Annotated in this window: 2 protein-coding genes; one reads left to right on the plus strand and one right to left on the minus strand. The window is 35.2% G+C overall.

Going from position 1 to position 2,090, the window contains the following annotated elements; genetic code table 11:
* Nucleotides 1–86: 86 nt before the first annotated feature.
* Nucleotides 87–698 (minus strand): phospholipase D-like domain-containing protein, encoded by a 612-nt coding sequence (locus NG821_RS12440; protein WP_252761978.1) that lies wholly within the window; start codon nt 696–698, stop codon nt 87–89.
* Nucleotides 699–1,234: 536 nt separating this feature from the next.
* Between NG821_RS12440 and NG821_RS12445 the strand changes: the two genes are divergently transcribed.
* Nucleotides 1,235–1,888: a hypothetical protein gene (locus tag NG821_RS12445; RefSeq protein WP_252761979.1), complete on the plus strand. Its 654-nt coding sequence runs from the start codon at nt 1,235–1,237 to the stop codon at nt 1,886–1,888.
* Nucleotides 1,889–2,090 lie beyond the last annotated feature (202 nt).

The raw sequence follows: 2,090 nt of genomic DNA on the forward strand, positions 1-2,090 counted from the left end.
TTATTGCATTGCCTGTCAAATTTCTCCTTATTGGGGGCTACTCGCCCCCAAACTCCCAGGTGTTTTCCGGTATAGATTATTCCATCTTACCAATACCCAGGAATTGCACTTCTATATTGAACTTGCCGTATGTAAGTAGAGGTAATGACGTAAAGTTGTTTACCACAGTCAGTAGCCTTCTTGAGTTGGTCGTAAATGAGATCTAATCCACTCATCCTTATGAAGGAGACGAATAGGATAATTTTATCGGCAGACAAAATCTCTTTTTGTAATTCAGAGTATAAAGTCACTCCTCTACCAGTAAAAAGAGAACAGTGAGTAAGTGAAGTGGTAGGGGTAATACTGTTTATATAGGCAGCAATATCAGGGTATTCACAACTTGTTTTATCGATGACTGCTGTTAGAATTTCTCTTTGTTTCTCTATTAGGTTACCTGAATCTAAATTAAAGTTTTGAACTAGTCCTTTTATAATTTGGTTAGCCAGTTTTATGCCTTTTTCTACACCCTCGTTATCATCAGGTAATTGAGACAATGCTTGTTTTAGTAAGGTATAGAGATATTGGGATAAATAGATAGCTACGTTTTCCCGATTTACAGGTTTTTTCCCGATATAATAATGGCTTAGATCCTCAATTTCCAGTTTGTGTTGGAAGAGTCGGTTGATAATTTGTTCGTAAATGCCTGTGTTTAATTCCATGTTCTCCTTGTTATTTATAGGCAAATTTAGATAAATTCTTTGAAACCGTTTGCTAGAAACATTAAAAAGTTGGGCTTAGTCGGTGAAAAAGCACTCTAAAGTATTTCCTGTAGATTGAAACCAATGAAGAAGGAGGATGGTATCAATGACAGATAGTCATGAGAGAAGGAGTGTTTTATGAGGTATGTTATTAGATTTCGTAACGATTCTTTCTCAAAGTTACAGTTTTATCAATTGAATTCTTGTTATGTGCTAGTTTTTGTGTTAATTTTCATGTTCTCTTTTATAAGATTTCTCAGATTTATTCCCTAACTTTGTGATTGAAGACAATAAAGAAGGCAAGTTAGAGGTACTTTTTGTTGGTAACCATAATTGTGTTTATTGTAGGCTTACTATTTTTGAGAGTTTAGATGACATTGTTGGCATTCAGTTGACACACCTAATGATTCAGTATACTTGAGATGTGAGTGTGTTTCAAATAAATGAAGTTAAGAGAATAGACAACGATTTTTAAAAGATGATTAAATATTTATGATATGGACGAGAGTAGAAGAGAGCGTGCAGCATCGAAAAAATTAAGGGTAGTATTCCCGGATGGTGAAGTTATCTGTTATACTAGTTCAACAGAAACTTTTGTGGAAACTTTGAAAAAGATTGGTCCTGATGCTTTGGAAAAGGTGAAAATGGTCGTTTGCCATCTCCCAATGTTCTCTAGAGAAATTTATCCCAGGTACAAGGAATACATGAGATCCATAGGTGATGGATGGTATGTCAATACTCAAGGTGATACAGCTAACAAGTATATGCAGTTGGTGTCGATAGCTCAACAGTTGGGAATGAAATTGAAGATAGATGTCAGCTCTGATTTTAAGGGGAAAAGGATTTGTAGAGGAAGTAAAGGCCTAGCTATACTTGGAATAACATTCACTGATGGTACAACTATAAAAGAGTCTAATACGTTGGAAACGTTTCTAAAATGTATCAATAAAATAGGTGTTGACCAAGTTGAAAGATTAAAACTAGAATATGGCGGGAAGCCGATTATTACAACCGATAAAGAATTTAATGGGCAGGTACAATTGGATAATAATAAGTGGCTGCTGGTGCCAGGCGCTACAAAAGATAAAGTCAAGTTGTTGAAGGTTATTAACATCATGTTGCATCTACAGCTAAAAGTGTTTTATTTGTAGGACGCATAAAATAGTAGCGCAAAGTTACATGGAGACTGTCATTTCAACTGTGTCAAGTTCAAAGACAATAAAAGTCATATTTCGGAGTTATTAAGAATATAAAAGAAAGTAAACTTATGACACAAGAAGAGTATTCAGCAATGTTGGAGGCAGCAAAATCCCAGTTTAAATCCGGTAAGCCATTATTTGGAAAGGACGGAGC

The organism is Segatella cerevisiae, from assembly GCF_024054555.1.
GTDB lineage: Bacteria > Bacteroidota > Bacteroidia > Bacteroidales > Bacteroidaceae > Prevotella > Prevotella cerevisiae.